The organism is Sphingomonas olei (genome assembly GCF_045369765.1).
Lineage (GTDB): Bacteria > Pseudomonadota > Alphaproteobacteria > Sphingomonadales > Sphingomonadaceae > Sphingomonas > Sphingomonas panaciterrae.
The window spans coordinates 1-14,279 of sequence record NZ_JBIQEU010000031.1 but is presented as its reverse complement, the minus strand read 5'-3'; the positions used below and the strand labels follow the sequence as shown (position 1 = coordinate 14,279).

At 65.2% G+C, this 14,279-nt stretch carries 16 protein-coding genes and 1 pseudogene; 7 read left to right on the top strand and 10 right to left on the bottom strand.

Annotation, left to right across the window (positions count from 1 at the left end):
- The first annotated feature begins 224 nt into the window (after positions 1-224).
- Positions 225-1,313 (top strand): NAD(P)H-dependent flavin oxidoreductase, encoded by a 1,089-nt coding sequence (locus ACH0BU_RS16925; protein WP_406890059.1) that lies wholly within the window; start codon positions 225-227, stop codon positions 1,311-1,313.
- Between the two features lie 94 nt (positions 1,314-1,407).
- Here ACH0BU_RS16925 and arsH read toward each other — a convergent pair whose 3' ends face one another.
- The 4 genes from arsH to ACH0BU_RS16905 are packed head-to-tail and all read right to left on the bottom strand — an operon-like array spanning position 1,408 to position 4,213.
- Positions 1,408-2,154, bottom strand: a complete 747-nt coding sequence (gene arsH / locus ACH0BU_RS16920; protein WP_406890057.1) for an arsenical resistance protein ArsH — start codon at positions 2,152-2,154, stop codon at positions 1,408-1,410.
- Complete coding sequence (locus tag ACH0BU_RS16915; protein ID WP_406890055.1) at positions 2,154-3,440, bottom strand: arsenic transporter; 1,287 nt, start codon at positions 3,438-3,440, stop codon at positions 2,154-2,156. Before ACH0BU_RS16915 ends, arsH begins: the two co-directional genes overlap by 1 nt.
- A complete protein-coding gene (arsC, locus tag ACH0BU_RS16910; RefSeq protein WP_406890053.1) occupies positions 3,440-3,868 on the bottom strand; it encodes an arsenate reductase (glutaredoxin) in 429 nt (142 codons plus the stop codon). Before arsC ends, ACH0BU_RS16915 begins: the two co-directional genes overlap by 1 nt.
- Before the next feature lie 12 nt (positions 3,869-3,880).
- A complete protein-coding gene (locus ACH0BU_RS16905; protein WP_406890093.1) occupies positions 3,881-4,213 on the bottom strand; it encodes an ArsR/SmtB family transcription factor in 333 nt (110 codons plus the stop codon).
- Positions 4,214-4,384: 171 nt separating this feature from the next.
- Between ACH0BU_RS16905 and parA the strand changes: the two genes are divergently transcribed.
- The 3 genes from parA to ACH0BU_RS16890 are packed head-to-tail and all read left to right on the top strand — an operon-like array spanning position 4,385 to position 6,044.
- A complete protein-coding gene (parA, locus tag ACH0BU_RS16900; protein ID WP_046407054.1) occupies positions 4,385-5,062 on the top strand; it encodes a ParA family partition ATPase in 678 nt (225 codons plus the stop codon).
- A 1-nt stretch (position 5,063) separates the two neighbouring features.
- Positions 5,064-5,333, top strand: a complete 270-nt coding sequence (locus tag ACH0BU_RS16895; protein ID WP_406890051.1) for a ribbon-helix-helix domain-containing protein — start codon at positions 5,064-5,066, stop codon at positions 5,331-5,333.
- A gap of 33 nt (positions 5,334-5,366) precedes the next feature.
- Entirely contained in the window at positions 5,367-6,044 is a 678-nt protein-coding gene (locus ACH0BU_RS16890; protein ID WP_406890049.1) for a GIY-YIG nuclease family protein, read from the top strand.
- A gap of 132 nt (positions 6,045-6,176) precedes the next feature.
- On the opposite strand, the gene ACH0BU_RS16885 is transcribed toward ACH0BU_RS16890, so the two are convergent.
- From ACH0BU_RS16885 to ACH0BU_RS16860, 6 genes and pseudogenes are all read right to left on the bottom strand, one after another.
- On the bottom strand, positions 6,177-7,052 hold the full coding sequence (locus ACH0BU_RS16885) for a replication initiation protein (RefSeq protein ID WP_406890047.1): 876 nt from the start codon (positions 7,050-7,052) through the stop codon (positions 6,177-6,179).
- 565 nt (positions 7,053-7,617) lie between these two features.
- The gene (locus ACH0BU_RS16880; protein ID WP_500264369.1) at positions 7,618-8,700 is read right to left on the bottom strand and encodes a type IV secretory system conjugative DNA transfer family protein; all 1,083 of its coding nucleotides are present in this window, start codon (positions 8,698-8,700) and stop codon (positions 7,618-7,620) included.
- Positions 8,701-8,735: 35 nt separating this feature from the next.
- Positions 8,736-9,185, bottom strand: a pseudogene (locus tag ACH0BU_RS16875) (type IV secretory system conjugative DNA transfer family protein); the annotation flags it as partial.
- Positions 9,185-9,469 (bottom strand): hypothetical protein, encoded by a 285-nt coding sequence (locus ACH0BU_RS16870; RefSeq protein ID WP_406890091.1) that lies wholly within the window; start codon positions 9,467-9,469, stop codon positions 9,185-9,187. The gene ACH0BU_RS16870 and the pseudogene ACH0BU_RS16875, both read right to left, overlap by 1 nt.
- Positions 9,450-9,692 carry a conjugal transfer protein TraD gene (locus ACH0BU_RS16865; protein ID WP_500264368.1) on the bottom strand — a complete coding sequence of 81 codons (243 nt, stop codon included), beginning with the start codon at positions 9,690-9,692 and terminating at the stop codon, positions 9,450-9,452. The genes ACH0BU_RS16870 and ACH0BU_RS16865 overlap by 20 nt, the downstream gene beginning before the upstream one ends.
- 19 nt (positions 9,693-9,711) lie before the next feature.
- Positions 9,712-10,035 carry a conjugal transfer protein TraD gene (locus ACH0BU_RS16860; RefSeq protein WP_406890087.1) on the bottom strand — a complete coding sequence of 108 codons (324 nt, stop codon included), beginning with the start codon at positions 10,033-10,035 and terminating at the stop codon, positions 9,712-9,714.
- 168 nt (positions 10,036-10,203) lie between these two features.
- Here ACH0BU_RS16860 and traA point away from each other — a divergent pair, with 168 nt between their 5' ends.
- The 3 genes from traA to ACH0BU_RS16845 all read left to right on the top strand — a co-directional run.
- Positions 10,204-13,116: a Ti-type conjugative transfer relaxase TraA gene (gene traA, locus ACH0BU_RS16855; protein WP_406876090.1), complete on the top strand. Its 2,913-nt coding sequence runs from the start codon at positions 10,204-10,206 to the stop codon at positions 13,114-13,116.
- A gap of 33 nt (positions 13,117-13,149) precedes the next feature.
- A complete protein-coding gene (locus tag ACH0BU_RS16850) occupies positions 13,150-13,863 on the top strand; it encodes a DUF6118 family protein (protein ID WP_406876088.1) in 714 nt (237 codons plus the stop codon).
- A 29-nt stretch (positions 13,864-13,892) separates the two neighbouring features.
- A partial coding sequence (locus tag ACH0BU_RS16845) for a DUF421 domain-containing protein (protein WP_500264367.1) occupies positions 13,893-14,279 on the top strand: 387 nt, incomplete at its 3' end.

Here is a 14,279-nt window from a genome sequence, read left to right as displayed (position 1 = left end):
CACAGTCCACCAAACCCGGCCGTTCCGGTGTGCCACTTACCGCTGACAGGACGTGCCAATCAGCGCTGACATTTACAACGAGCGTTGAGGGCGCTGTCGCGAAACTCAGCACATTTGCGACAGGCGAGCGGAAGCTGCCGATTGGCAAGCATGCCACTATCGCCCGTTCACAGGCTCAACGCGGTCGCTCATAAGCAGCCACAACGTTCGCGTTGAGGTATCCGATGCCCGCTTCCCTGTTCGACCGGATTGGCCTTTGTGTACCCATCGTGCAGGCTCCCATGGCGGGAGTGTCCACGCCTGCCCTTGCAGCCGCGGTGTCCAACGAGGGTGCGTTGGGCTCGATCGGAGTTGGAGCGACGGACGCTGCCGGCGCGCGCGCCATGATCGAAGAGACACGTTCGCGAACCGATCGCTACTTCAACGTCAACCTGTTCGTCCATCAGCCCGCTCAGCCGGATGCAGCTCGGGAGACGGCATGGCTGGAGTTCCTCCAACCTCTGTTCGCCGAGTTCGGTGCCCAGCCGCCTGCGACGCTCCGCACGATCTACAAGAGCTTCGCCGAGGATCCCGACATGCTGGCGATGCTGCTCGATCTGGCGCCGCCCGTGGTCAGCTTTCACTTTGGATTGCCGCCCGCCGACACGCTCTCGGCGCTGCGCTCGCGCGGCATCACCCTCATAGCGACCGCGACGAGCCTTGAGGAAGCAGTCGCGATCGAGGCGGCGGGAATCGACGCGATCGTCGCACAGGGAATCGAGGCGGGCGGGCATCGCGGCGTCTTCGATCCAACAGGCCATGACGACGCGCTCAGCATGGGCGTGCTGACACGGTTACTGGTACGAAAATCAAGGTTGCCGGTGATCGCGGCGGGCGGGATCATGGACGGTGCCGGCATTGCTGCCGCGCTCGATCTCGGCGCAGCCGCAGCGCAGCTCGGCACTGCGTTTGTGGCCTGCCCCGAGTCCGCTGCGGACGCGGCCTATCGCGCTGCCCTGACCGGCCCTGGCGCCTACCACACCACGCTGACATCGCTGGTTTCTGGTCGCCCGGCGCGCGCGCTGGCCAATCGCTTCACGGCACTGGCCGATCAGCTCGCTGAGCAACTGCCGCCCGCCTACCCCACCGCCTACGACGCCGGGAAGGCACTCCACGCCGCTGCCAAGGCGCGGGGCGAGCATGGCTTCGGCGCGCAATGGGCGGGACAGGGGGCCCCGCTCACCCGCGCCATGCCTGCCGCGGAACTAATTCACGCCCTGCAAGCGGAACTGGAATGCTGCCGAGCTTGTCCGAGTCCAAATCAAGGCACGTGATAGGGCGGTGCCGAGCCAGAGACCACACGATCCGCCCAATCTGTCGCTTGCAGGGACATACGCGACGACAGGAAGTCAGGACTTTGGCGACGGGTTACCGCTGTGGCGCAATCGCGATGCTGGACAGATCGGTTGCTGCATCGACCGGCACGCCGGCTTGCTTGCGTTCGGAGTAGCGATCGACCAGCTGGGCGGCATGGGGCCGCATCAGCACGGTGAAGCGCACCAACTCCTCCATCACGTCCACGATACGATCATAATAGCTCGACGGCTTCATGCGGCCGGCCTCATCGAACTCTTTGTAGGCCATCGCGACCGAGGACTGGTTCGGGATGGTGAACATTCGCATCCAGCGGCCGAGCAGACGCAGCGTGTTGACCGCGTTGAACGACTGCGATCCGCCGGACACCTGCATCACGGCCAGCGTGCGTCCCTGGGTCGGGCGCATTCCTTTCATCTCCAGCGGCAGATGATCGATCTGCGCCTTCATGATGCCGGTGATCTGGCCGTGCCGCTCCGGACTGCACCACACCTGACCTTCTGACCACAACGCCAGTTCGCGCAGTTCGTGGACGGCAGGATGATCGTCGCCCGGTACCTGATCGGGTAGCGGCAGCGTCGAGGGATCGAATATCCGTGTTTCGGCGCCAAACAGGCGTAACAGGCGGGCGGCTTCCTCAGCCGCGAGCCGCGAGAACGACCGTTCGCGCAGACTTCCGTAGAGCAGCAGGATACGCGGCGCGGGATCGTTCGGGCCGAGGCCCAGCGCGGGGCGCTCACGGATGAACGCCGGATCGAGCGCCGGCAGATGGTCAGGTTCGGACAAGTCGCGGAGAGGCATCAGGCGATCCCAATTCGCAGCGCGAGGGCCGCAAGCGTGATGAGTAGGACGGGGACGGTAAGCGTCACTCCGACGCGGAAGTAATAGCCCCACCCGATCCGCACGCCTTTCTGCCCGAGGACATGGAGCCACAGAAGCGTTGCAAGCGATCCGATCGGCGTCAGCTTGGGGCCAAGGTCGCAGCCGATCACGTTGGCGTAGATCATCGCTTCCTTGACCGCGCCCGTAGCATGGGCCGCGTCGATCGACAGCGCGCCGACCAGCACGGTCGGCATGTTGTTCATCACCGACGACAGGACAGCCGCGATCACGCCGGTGCCAAGCGCTGCGCCCCACACACCACCTTGCGCGGTCCGATCGAGCAGCGCGGCCAGGTGGTCCGTAAGGCCCGCATTTCGCAGGCCATAGACAACGAGGTACATGCCCAGCGAGAAGATCACGACCTGCCACGGCGCACCGCGCAGCACCTTGCCGGTCTGGATCACATGGCCCCTGCCTGCGATCACCAGCAGCAGGATTGCACCGGCAGCAGCAACGGCACTGATCGGCACGCCGAGCGGTTCGAGCAGGAAGAAGCCGGCAAGCAGCAGTGCAAGCACGACCCAACCGGCGCGGAAGGTCGCGCCATCGCGGATCGCTTCGCTCGGGTGTCGGAGCGCGCCCACGTCATAGGCTTGCGGAATGTCGCGGCGGAAGAACAACAGCAGCGCACCCAGCGTGGCGGCGATCGACACCAGATCGACCGGTACCATCACGGACGCATACTCGCCGAAGCCGATCCCGAAGAAGTCGGCCGACACGATGTTGACGAGGTTTGAGACGACCAGCGGCAAGCTGGCCGTGTCGGCGATGAAGCCGGCGGCCATGACGAAGGCGAGCATCGCCTTGGTGCCGTATCCCAGCGCCCGCAGCATGGCGATGACGATAGGCGTCAGGATCAGCGCCGCACCGTCATTGGCGAATAGCGCGGACACCGCAGCGCCGAGCAGCACGACGAGCGCGAACAGCAGTTTGCCGTTGCCCCTACCCCAGCGGGCGACATGAAGCGCCGCCCATTCGAAGAATCCGGCTTCATCGAGCAGCAGGCTGATGACGATGATCGCGACGAATGCACCCGTCGCGTTCCAGACAATGTCCCACACCACCGGCACGTCGGACAGGGAGACGACGCCAGCCAGCAGCGCCACGACGGCCCCGCCCACCGCGCTCCATCCGATGCCCAGACCCCTGGGCTGCCAGATGACGAGCGTGATCGTGGCGACGAAGATCAGGACGGCAAGGAGCATCAGGCGATGCGCTGGCCCGACGCGTCCACCACCTGTTCGCCGTCCTCCTTCACGAAGGCGCCGAGCTGGCCCGCCGGCAGCAGATCAAGCACCGCCTCGGAGGGGCGGCAGAGCTTCACACCGAGCGGCGAAACGACCAGCGGTCGGTTGATGAGGATCGGGTGCTCCATCATCGCATCGATCAGCGCGCCTTCGGACAGCGACGTGTCGCCCAGACCCAGTTCAGCATAGGGCGTCCCCTTTTCGCGCAGCAGATCTCGCGGGGTCATGCCGGCTCGGTCGATCAACTCGACCAGCAGCGCGCGCGCGGGCGGGGTTTTCAGATACTCGACAACGTGTGGCTCGATGCCGGCGTTGCGGATCAGGCCAAGGGTGTTGCGGGAGGTGCCGCACTCAGGGTTGTGATAAATGACGATGTCGACAGCCATGCGGGCGTCCTTTCAGCAGCAGGGAGCGAGTTCGGCGACGAGCGGCGCGCACAACTCCGCGTTGCCGGCACAGCAATCCTTGACCAGGAACAGTGTCAGTGCGCGCAGGCCGTCCAGATCGGCTCGATAGATGATGGATCGACTGCGCCGCTCGGAGCGGACGAGGCCGGCGCGGGCAAGAATGCCGAGGTGCGCCGACATGGTGTTTTGCGGCACGTCCAGCTGGCGTGCGATTTCACCCGCGGCAATGCCCTCTGGTTCATGGCGCACCAGCAGCTTGAAGGTATCTAGGCGCGTGCCTTGTGCAAGCGCCCCCAAGGCAGAGATGGCCGAATCAGAATCCATATATCTAGCATAGCAGATATATATCCGCCACCAAAGCCGGCACTGTTGCGACGCTTGGAAGTCAGGATCTGCGCGACAAGCATGAGTCGAGCCGTTCACAGGTGGGATTGCTATCCTGACCACACGTCCTCTATCCATCATGTTCACACGCGAACACGTTCAGGTGGCCACATGAAGACCATATCTATCATCAGCCAGAAGGGTGGAGCGGGTAAGACCACGCTTGCGATCCACCTTGCCGGCGCTGCCACCAGTGCGGGTCTGTCTGCGCTGATCCTCGACGCGGACCCGCAAGCGACCGCCAGCCAGTGGAATCACTGGCGAGGCGGCGCGGACCCTGAGGTCGTGGATTGTGCCTCCCCTACCCTCCTTCCGCGCAAGGTGCAGCAAGCGGCCGATCTAGGCGCGGATCTGGTCATTATCGACACGCCCCCACACGCGGACATTATGGCGCGCGAGGCGTGCAAGGCCGCGGACCTGATCCTCATTCCGTGCCGTCCCCAGGCCTTCGACTTGTCAGCGGTCGAAACGACGGCCGAGCTGGTGAAGGCAGCAGGTAAGCCGGCCTTCGTGCTCTTCATGGGCGGCCCTCAGCGTGCACCAACTACTTACCGGGACGCGCGCGAGTTGATCGAGGGCAGCGAAGGCGTGGAGGGCATGGGCGTGCCGGTCGCGCCCGTCATGCTCACTATGCGCGCGATCTATCACCACAGCACGGCGCAAGGGAAAACCGCGATGGAGGCGGAGCCGGACGGCAAGGCGGCGGAGGAGATTGCTGCGCTATGGACGTGGACACGAGAACGTGTGAACTTGTCCACAGGTAAGAAGAGCAGGAAGAAGCGAGGCTGACATGAGCAAATTTGGTGCCATGAGGCAGCAGCGCGCAGAACGCGCGAAGGTGGAGCCGAGCGCCTTGGCTCCTCCCATCGAGGATGCGGCGCCGGTCCGATCGGCGGCGCGGCAGGGCAAGAAGGCGGTGAGCGCATACTTCAGCCCGGAGGTCAGCCGGGGCCTAAACGTGCTAGCGGCGGAGAACGGAACTACCCTCCAAGCCTTGATGGGCGAGGCGATCGACCTCCTGATGCGCCAGTACGGCAAGCACCCGTTCGGGGAACGGTGACGTAGCTACGAAAGAGGAGGGGGTGAAGCATCTATGGGTGAGCCGCTGCCTCCCGGCGAGCGTCTGCCGGTCCATCAGGTCACTGCCGGACTGAGCACCAAAGCAGACCAAATCCGTGGCCTCGCGCGAGCTGGGTACTTGCGTACGGAAATCGCTGTCCAACTCGGCATTCGTTATCAACACGTTCGGCAGGTTCTCGAACGCTCAGGGATCGATCTGGGCCGGAAGCAACGCGCCAATGCCTCCGGTCCGGAATTTCGATCGCTGGCCAAGGAACGGCCGAAGCCTGAGGCGGCTATCGCAAACGAGCCGATCCCGGCTTCCCGCCTTATTGACGCAGGGTTCATTCGGATTGGGCAGTGGACTTCGATCAGCGATGAGGCTTTTGAACCTGATTGCATCGTGCCGGCAGACGCCGGTGTCTATGCGTTCGTGGTGGACGGGATCATCCGCTATATAGGACTGACCCAGCGTGGTTTGCGGGGCCGCATGGCACATTATGTTCGCGGTCACGCCCGGCAGCGCACTAGTGCGCGCATCAAAGGCCTTATCCTGACGGCGCTTAATGCAGGCAGCCGTGTCGAGATCCTGATCGCGACCCCTGAGGACACAACGTGGAACGGGCTTCCGGTGCTGACCGCGCCAGGGTTGGAAGCGGGGTTGATCCGAATGATCCGGCCTGATTGGAACATGCAAGGGCTGGGTGAGTGAGCGTCATCTGAGGTAGCGCCCAGATTGTTGCATGCTCACGTGTTGACGTGTGGACACGATATCATGACGGCATGTGAACACGCAGCCTGTAAACCTGGCAGCAGGCTTTTCGGTGAGTTTTGGGGTAGCGGCTCACCTTTCGGTCGGCGCGCTAAAATCCACCAGCACCGGCAGCTCGGCTGCCAGCCCGCGCATCTTGGCGCGACGGACGACGCTGTGCTGGTCGATCAGGCTTTGCGCGTCCCGCTTCCCGCTGGAAGTTTTCGGGAACCAGTGGAGCGCAATCCGCTCGACTTTGCGGCCCTTTTTGATGGGGGTGAAATCGACGTAAAAGGGGCAGAGCTTGTTGATCTCCTCTACCGCCACCTTGAGGCAGTATTTATTGAGATCGGCGAACCGCTCCAGCTTGCCAGCGGGCACGTTGAGCAGCCCGCGCAGCTCCTCAATCGTAAACTCCTCCGTCTGCTTGTATTCGAGGCCGATCCGTCGCTCGATCATCTCGTAGAGGCACAGGGCGTATTTAGACTCGAAGCAATACATCACCTGCGTCTTGAGACGGGCATACACCTCGCTGTTCCGCAGGATTTCGATCAGTTCCTCAGGGATGCGGTAGTGGAGGAAGCCGTCCTTCTCCAAGCTTTCGTCGCTCGGGCCGAGGAGCTGCACACGGCGCTTGTAGCTCTTGCCGCTCTTGCGGATGGTGACGATTGCGATCGTGCCCATCAGGCGGAGCAGGGAGGCCTCAATCCGCTCGTTACCTTGATGCGTGCCTTTCAGCGCCGACTTGGCAATCCGATGGACGATCGGTTCGCCGATCCGCTCCCAGGCATTGGCGATCAGCAGATTGTAGGTTCGGCGATCGGCGAGAGTGAGGGGACTTAGCTCGACAATATCGACCAACTCGCCCGGCTTTACGATCTCGCCATAATGAGAGGGATTGAAGGGGTTGCCCTTGCCTCGCTGAGTTAGGGTGCGGAACGATCCATCTGCAAGCGTGGGCTGGGGCATGGGCGTGTCTCAAAGGTGAGCGGTAGCTATTGCTGCGCTCACCTTAACACGAAAAGTGAGTTGGGCAATCTAGTTGGCTCCCCGATCTACGGTGAGGAGATACCCCAAAACTCACCGTCAATTTCCTGGATACCCTAAGGCTCACCAGAATCGACCCGAACGCTCACCTTAAGCCGCCCCAACGCTCACCGATGGTTACCCCAAGGCTCACGCGAATCGGCCCTAACCCTCACCATTAGAGCTGATTTCTGTCGGTTTTCCGCGGCCTTCGAGCGCCTGAATCTTGAATCTAGAAGAATAATTGAATCAGAAGGTGACGGGTGAGTTTTGGGGTAAGCCACTCCTGTGGACAAAGCACAGGCAAATGCAGAATTGACCTATCGGCCAATGCGCCTTTGATCCGTGCCGGCTATCGCCGTCACCAGCGCGGCCTGACGGCCGCAGGGCTTCCCAGAGAAGCCAGGCGGAACCGGTGGTGTGTGCCTTCAGCGTTCCGCCAGCGGAGAAGGCGGTGAGGCGCCACCCCAAAGCTCACCTTTCGTCTTCCGGGGATCGGTGTGTGCGATCACGCCGGATCGAACAGGCCGGCGAACTCGCGCTGGTCATAGTAGCGGACCTTGCTGGCCCACAGCGGGCGCTCGCCCTGGCGCAGCAACAGGAGCGTGTCGGCGGGCATCCGCATGATTTCGTCCGGCGTGACGAGCCGCCGCGCCGTGACGTGCGTGCTGAGGCTCTCCGAGGGACCGGCGCGATTATCTCCCCAGCCAGTACCGCGCGACGTGCTGAGGGTCGCATATTCCAGCGTCGTGTCGCCGATCGTGCGTGAGAGCATGTCGGCGGTGGCATGGTCGTTGACCCCGAACGTCTGGACCACGCCGGCATTGGACAGGAAGGTGCCGGCGCGCTCGCCATAAAGTGCGCGGAGCTGGTGCATGTCCTGGAGGATCGGCCAGAGCTGAAGGCCGTAACCCGCCATCAGCCCCATCGCGCGCTCTACCGGCTCCAATCGGCCGAGCGCGGCGAACTCATCGAGCAGGAACAGCACCGGGCGTTCGGGCCGGGTAGGGGAGCGGGCCATGTCGGTGACGGCCTGCGCGACCAGCAGCCGAAGCCACCGCGCATATGTATCGAGCCGGTCGGGCGGGAGGCACAGGAACACGGTGCCGGGCCGCTCCTTCAGGTCCGCGAAGCTGAAATCGGCCGCGGACGTGCTTTCGACCAGGCGCGGGCTGTCGAGAAAGTGGGTGTGGCGCTGCGCTGACGACAACACGCCCGCGGCCTCGCGATCGGACTTGCCGAGGTGGCGGTTAGCGGCGCGCGCGATCAGGCCATGCGCGCCGGTGCTGGCCTGCATCGCCGCCAGCAGCGCGGCGAAGGCGGCGGGATCGCGGGTGAGTTTGTCGCGCACGGTGGCGAGCGTGGCGCGGGCAGGGGGCTCGTGGACGACGGTGTGCAGGATCACGCCGGCGATCAGCGCCTTGGCTTCCTCGTTCCAATGCGCCTCGCCGCTCTGCCCCGGCGCGTCATGTACCAGCGCGTCGGCGATCGTCTGCGCATCTTCCGCGAGGTCCGGGCTTGTCGGGTCGAGCTGCGCGAGGGGGTTGTAGCGGGCTGCCGGGCGCCCTGAGACCCCGAAGGGTCCAGGCACCACACAAGGCCCTTCCTCGCCCTCGCACGAGCCGTGACGCGGGCATTCTCGCCCTTGGGGTCGATGCAGACCACCGAGGGGTCGAGCATCAGCAGGTTGGGGATGATCGTGCCGACGCCCTTGCCAGATCGGGTGGGTGCGATCGTCAACAGGTGCGCCGCGCCGTCATAGTGGAGCAGCTTGCCGGACTCCTTGCCGCGGCCGATCAGGAGATCCCCGTTCGCTTCCAGCTTGCGCACGTCGGCGCGGTCGCCGAAGCGGGCCGAGCCCAGCAGCTCGTTCCTGCGGTTGGCCCCACGGCTGTTGATCCACCAGGTCGCGCCGATCAGTCCGACCAGGACGAGGAACGACACCGTGCCGGAAATCTGCCCGACGCCGAAGATGCCTTCCAGCCACCGCGCCGTCGCATAGGCGGCGACGAACGCGACGACGATCGCGAGCCGCCAGCTGATCGGCCGACGCCCACCGATGAGCGGCCCCGCCATCAGCTGACCCGTTCCAGTGGGGTGATCGCCAGCGCCGCATCGGCGTCGGGATGGTCGAGCAGCTTGAGGATGATCTGAGTAGCGAGGGCAGGGGGCACGGCCTCGTCGCGCAGCATGTCGAACAGCAGGTGCTCGTCCGTCTCCAGCGCCATGCCTTCGATGGCGAGGTTGGCGCGCGAGTCCGCATCATCGTCGCGCCACATGGCAACTTCGGCCGGCGTGCCGCGCACGAAATCCAGCGCGCGGACTTGCCTGCGGATCGCCTCAATATCCAGTAGCGCCATCGCCTTTCTCCATCGCTTCGCTTTCCGCGTCGAACGCGCGTCTGCCGCGCCGCTTCCAGAGCGCGAGCGTGTCGTCGGCATCGTCGCCGCGAGCGCGGCCGACCATCTCCAGCAGCGCGCCATAAATGGTCGCGCGATCGTCATCGGCGAGTTCGACCAGGCCGGCCTTCTGGACGAGGCCGCCCAGCTCGATCAGGTGGCGGGTGCGTTCACGGCGTTGCACGACCCAGCCTCGCGTATCGCTACGACGCCGCGCCGCTTCCAGACGCTGGATCAGCGCCCGGTTCCGCCGCTGCGCTGTCGCTGTTGCCGCCAGCAGTCCGGCTAGCTTTGCGCGAGCGCCGCTGAAAGAACGCGGCGCCCTTCGCACGCCACGCCTCCTTCGCTTCCGCGTCCTTGGAGGCGACTGCATCAAGCAGCGCGCCGGCGAGCGTTTCCATGTCGAGCGCATCGGCGCCGGTGGCGGTGACAAGCTGGCCGAGTTGTTCGACACGGCGCGCCTTGATCGTGCGCGCGCGCTCCTCAAGGGCCTTCAGTTCCGCGTCATAGTCGCGCACCTTTCGCATGGTGCTTTCTCCTCCGCCTCAGGATCACCGCAGCCTAGCAAACCGGGTGGGACAGGCAACCCACAAGTGAAGCGCGGGACAGTCAATCAGGAGAAGCGAAGCGGATTATGAGTGCGCGCTTATACGTCGTTGCCGACGTGCGCTAAGAAGTGCATTATGCCGGTCGCGATGGCGATCTATCATTTCAGCGCCAAGGTCATCAGCCGCGCGAGGGGCTCCAGCGCCGTCGCGTCCGCTGCCTATCGCTCGGCATCGCGACTGTTCGACGAGAAGCTGAACCGCCACCACGATTTCTCGAACAAGGCCGGCGTGATCCACTCCGAGGTGCTGTTGCCGCAGGGCGCGCCAGAGCGTTTAAACGACCGCACCATGCTCTGGAACGAGGTGGAGGAAGGCGAGAAACGCAAGGACGCGCAGCTTGCCCGTGAGGTGGAGTTCTCGATCCCGCGCGAGATGGATCAGCAGCAGGGCGTGAGCCTCGCCCGCGATTTCGTGCAGAAGCAGTTTGTGGATCGCGGAATGGTCGCGGACCTCAACGTGCATTGGGACAAGGCGGACGACGGCACCCCGAAGCCGCACGCGCATGTCATGATGACGATGAGGGAGGTGGGGCCGGAGGGGTTCGGCAAGAAGGTCCGGGGCTGGAACGGCACCGAGCTGTTGCAGGAGTGGCGCGAGGCGTGGGCGGCCCATGTCAACGAGCGCATGGCCGAGCTGGGACTGGAGGGCCGGATCGACCATCGCTCCTATGCCGATCAGGGCATCGCGCTGGAGCCGCAGCACAAGATCGGGCCGATGGGAACGCGGCGTCTGGAGGAGGACGAGCCGCACCGGCGCGCCGACGATCATCTCCGGATCGCGCGCGAGAACGGCGAGAAGATCGTCGCGGACCCGAATGTCGCGCTCGACGCGATCACGCGGCAGCAGGCCACCTTCACCACCCGCGATCTCGCGGTGTTCGCGTTCCGCCATTCGGACGGCAAGGAGCAGTTCGACCGGGTGATGGCGGCGGTGCGCGCCAGTCCCGAGCTGGTGGCGCTGGGCAAGGACGGACGCGATCAGGAGCGCTTCACCTCCCGCGACATGATCGCGACTGAGGCGCGGCTTGAGCGGGCGGGAGACGAGCTGGCAATGCTCCGGGGTCATGGTGTCCCGGCAGTAATGCGTAAGCGAGGGAGTCCTGCCGGGACAGAGGGTTTAACGCTCAGCGGCGAACAAAGTGCCGCGCTGGCGCATATCACCAGGCCGGAGGATCTGTCGGTGGTGATCGGCTATGCCGGCACGGGTAAATCGACGATGCTGGGTGTTGCGCGCGAGGTGTGGGAGCAGGCAGGCTACCAGGTGCGCGGCGCGGCCCTGTCGGGCATCGCGGCCGAAAATCTGGAAGGGGGATCGGGTATCCAGTCCCGTACCATCGCCAGTCTTGAACATGCATGGGCGCAGGGGCGTGACCAGCTGTCCCGCAATGACGTGCTGGTGGTGGACGAGGCGGGCATGATCGGCACCCGCCAGATGGAGCGGGTGCTGTCGCATGCGCGTGATGCCGGCGCCAAGGTGGTGCTGGTAGGCGATCCCGAGCAGTTGCAGGCGATCGAAGCAGGTGCTGCGTTCCGGTCGATTGCCGAGCGCCATGGCGCAGCCGAGATCACCGAGGTTCGCCGGCAGCGTGATGACTGGCAGAAGGACGCGACCAGGGCACTGGCTACCGGCCGCACGGCCGAGGCGCTGCACGCCTATGAGAGCCGGGGCATGGTCCAGGCGGCCGACACACGCGAGGGCGCGCGCGCCGCGCTGGTCGATGGCTGGGATCGCCAGCGCCAGGCGGAGCCGGGCCAGAGCCGCATCATTCTCACCCATACCAATGCCGAGGTGCGGGAGCTGAACCAGGAAGCGCGCGAGCGGGTGCGCGCATCGGGCGGGCTGGGCGAGGATGTGGGCGTCACGGTCGATCGTGGGCGGCGCGAGTTCGCATCCGGCGACCGGATCATGTTCCTGCGCAACGAGCGTTCGCTTGGCGTGAAGAACGGCACGCTGGGCACGCTGGAGCAGGTCAGCGAGGGCCGCATGGCGGTGCGGCTCGATGGCGGCAGCCGGGTCGCGTTCGGCCTCAAGGACTATGCCCATGTCGATCATGGCTATGCCGCGACCATCCACAAATCGCAGGGCGTGACCGTCGATCGTGCGCATGTGCTGGCGACGCCGGGCATGGACCGGCACGGCGCGTATGTCGCCTTGTCGCGGCACCGCGACGGCGTGCAGCTCCATTACGGCCGCGACGACTTCACCGATCAGCGCCAGCTCGCCCGCGTCCTGTCGCGCGACCGCGCCAAGGACATGGCCGGCGACTATGCCGTGCCGTCCGACAATGACCGGGCGCGCGTGTTCGCCGAGCGGCGCGAGATCCGGTTTCAGGAACTCGCGCGGGAGATCGCCACCAAGGTGCGCGATAAGGCCAAGGGCATGTTCGACGGCTTCCGGCCCAAGCCGACGCCGGAGAAGGCGTCCGCGTTCGAACGGGAGCCCGTAACCGGCGGGAAGCCTGGCCAGGACAAGGCGATCGAACGCTATGCGCGCGCCGCGGCCGATATAAGCCGGATGCGCGCCAAGGGCCTGCCGGTGCTGCCTCATCAGGAGAGCGCGTTGCGCAAGGCTGGCGATGCGCTGGACGCGAGCCGTCCCCATGCCGCGCGCGACCTCGCTTCCGCGCTCCGGCGCGGTCCGAAGCTGATCGAACAAGCCGCCGGCGGCAACACCGGCGGAGCGGCGCGCGCGATGGCCGAGGAGCAGCGCGTGCGGCTCGACCCGGAGGCACGCGCGGGCCGCTTTGTGGAAGCCTGGAAGGCGATGCAGCGCGACCGGGCCGCCCTGGAGCGGGCGGGCGACCGTGCCGGCGCGGAGCGGTTGCGCGGCAACATGGCGAAGGTCGCCGGCGCGATCGGGCGCGATCCGCAGCTGGAATCCGCGCTGCGCCGCCGCGCGCCCGAGCTGGCGCTGAAACTGGAGAAGGACCGCGCGGTCGGTGACGCGCTGGCGAAGTCGCTGGGACCGGATCGCGAGCGTGACCGGGGAATGAGCCGATAGAAGGTGTGCTTTCGGGGGTGAGAGGGAGGCAGAATGAGCGACGACGAGCATGAACCCGAGACAGCCCAAGAAGCCTTTGCGCGAGTGGAGAGCGAGCTGGCGCTGCTGCGCCGCGCCGTTGAGCGCATGGCAGTCGAGCGCGCCGAACTCCCCGAGCAGCCCGACTATAGCGAGACGCTGGCGGACATGGTGCAGAAGATCGACGTCACCTTGGAGCGCGTCGACGCGCTGGTGGCGGCGGTCAGGGACGGAGCGAGCCCGCGCTATGTCGTTGACCGGATCGTTACAGGGGAGGGCGGCGCCCGCGCCGAGGACCGGCGAATGATCGCAACCGCAGCCGCAGACCTGAAGGACGCGACCCGCGTGCTTCAGCGTGCCGTCGCATCGGCGCGTCGCGGCGATGAGCAGAACCGCTGCCTGATGTGCACGACGATCGGCGGAGCGGTGCTCGGCATGGTGCTTTGGGCGGCTTTCGCTGGCGTTGTCGCGCGCGCCGTGCCGGCGAGCTGGCAATGGCCCGAGAAGATGGCGGCGCACGCGCTCGACATGCCGATGTGGGAAGGCGGGCAGCGCATGATGCAGGCCGCTTCACCCAGCGCGTTCGCGGCCCTCGCGGCAGGCGATCGGATCGTTGCTGCCAACCGTGAGGCACTGGAGGCGTGCCGGAAGCGGGCGGGTCGGGCGCGGGAGACCGTTCGATGCACCGTGAACGTGGAAGCAGGCCAGAGCCGTAGCGCCGGCAGTTGATAGGCTAAAAGCGCGGAGGTTTGATCGTCATGGTTGAAGCGTTCGGTTGGTCGACACCGCTTTGGCAGATAGTCCTTCGCGCAACCGTCGTTTATGTTGCGCTCGTGCTCCTCCTGCGCATCGTGGCGAAGCGGAATGTAGGGAACATATCTCCCAACGATATTCTGACGCTGGTCATCGTTGGCGGCATGGGTACCGATGCCATTATGGGCAGGTCTACCTCGGTCGGCGATATCCTGCTGTTCATCGCCGTTGTCGTCTTCTGGGCTTATGTGCTGGACAGCCTCGAATACCATGTTCCTGCTGTCCGATGCCTGCTTCGCGACAGGAACACGATTCTGGCCCAGTCGGCCCGAAGCTGCGATTTTGGCCATGTTGAAGAACAAAGATTGAACATGGCGATCTACCAGGCTCGC

Coding starts and splice junctions, on each gene's coding strand:
- ACH0BU_RS16895 (WP_406890051.1), top strand. CDS start 5,064: ATGAGCAAATTTGGTGCCATGAGGCAGCAGCGCGCAGAACGCGCGAAG.
- ACH0BU_RS16890 (WP_406890049.1), top strand. CDS start 5,367: ATGGGTGAGCCGCTGCCTCCCGGCGAGCGTCTGCCGGTCCATCAGGTC.
- traA (WP_406876090.1), top strand. CDS start 10,204: ATGGCGATCTATCATTTCAGCGCCAAGGTCATCAGCCGCGCGAGGGGC.
- ACH0BU_RS16925 (WP_406890059.1), top strand. CDS start 225: ATGCCCGCTTCCCTGTTCGACCGGATTGGCCTTTGTGTACCCATCGTG.
- ACH0BU_RS16915 (WP_406890055.1), bottom strand. CDS start 3,440: ATGCTCCTTGCCGTCCTGATCTTCGTCGCCACGATCACGCTCGTCATC.
- ACH0BU_RS16885 (WP_406890047.1), bottom strand. CDS start 7,052: ATGCCCCAGCCCACGCTTGCAGATGGATCGTTCCGCACCCTAACTCAG.
- ACH0BU_RS16905 (WP_406890093.1), bottom strand. CDS start 4,213: ATGGATTCTGATTCGGCCATCTCTGCCTTGGGGGCGCTTGCACAAGGC.
- ACH0BU_RS16860 (WP_406890087.1), bottom strand. CDS start 10,035: ATGCGAAAGGTGCGCGACTATGACGCGGAACTGAAGGCCCTTGAGGAG.
- ACH0BU_RS16850 (WP_406876088.1), top strand. CDS start 13,150: ATGAGCGACGACGAGCATGAACCCGAGACAGCCCAAGAAGCCTTTGCG.
- arsC (WP_406890053.1), bottom strand. CDS start 3,868: ATGGCTGTCGACATCGTCATTTATCACAACCCTGAGTGCGGCACCTCC.
- ACH0BU_RS16870 (WP_406890091.1), bottom strand. CDS start 9,469: ATGGCGCTACTGGATATTGAGGCGATCCGCAGGCAAGTCCGCGCGCTG.
- arsH (WP_406890057.1), bottom strand. CDS start 2,154: ATGCCTCTCCGCGACTTGTCCGAACCTGACCATCTGCCGGCGCTCGAT.
- parA (WP_046407054.1), top strand. CDS start 4,385: ATGAAGACCATATCTATCATCAGCCAGAAGGGTGGAGCGGGTAAGACC.